General features: G+C 63.4%; 1 protein-coding gene. It reads right to left on the bottom strand.

Going from position 1 to position 645, the window contains the following annotated elements; all coding sequences use genetic code 11:
• The coding region (locus OTB20_RS42340; RefSeq protein WP_267825203.1) for a hypothetical protein at positions 1 to 460 on the bottom strand (460 nt) is incomplete at its 3' end.
• Between the last annotated feature and the right edge of the window lie 185 nt (positions 461 to 645).

Raw genomic sequence — 645 nt, 5'->3', positions numbered from 1 at the left:
CCACACGAACATCGCGGCCAGCCTCCGCGAGATGTCCTACGACTGTTTCCGACGACCCCTCGAACTCCTCGGCCTCTCCTGACCAGCAACGATCCAAGACCAAAAGACTTTGCAACAGCCCTGCCCGCTGCCCGGGTCGGACGAACACACCCACGAGGTGCCCTTGGGTCTGCTCGATCTCCCCCTGGAAGATGTCGTCCGCGCCGGCCTCCTCAACGAGTACGGTCACCGTCCCGACCCATTCCCCGTCAGGGGCCTCGGCAACGAACTGCCGGACCGCCCGCCCCGCCGAAGCCCCGGCAGCCCGGTCCTGCCAGAACTCATCGGTCCGGCTCTCCCCCTGCTCAAGGGTCTCGAGAAAGGCCACCGCCGCGGCCGGATCCCGCAGAGCCGCGATCCGCAGCTCCTTCACCTTGGCCCACTCGTCACCCTGGACAGGACGTATCACGTACTCGCTCATACCTCAGATCCTAACGAGCCGGCCAACCCAAGCTCATCCGAGTTTCCACACCCACAAAATGCCTGTAAACGCAGAAAAGCCCCGTACCAGTTTCCTGGTACGGGGCTTTCTACAATAATTGTTCGGCGGCGTCCTACTCTCCCACAGGGTCCCCCCTGCAGTACCATCGGCGCTGAAAGGCTTAG

Origin of the sequence: Streptomyces sp. H27-H1 (assembly GCF_026627445.1) — a bacterium.
Lineage (GTDB): Bacteria > Actinomycetota > Actinomycetes > Streptomycetales > Streptomycetaceae > Streptomyces.
Note: the sequence above shows the minus strand (reverse complement) of the source record. Positions and strands in the feature narration are given on the sequence as shown.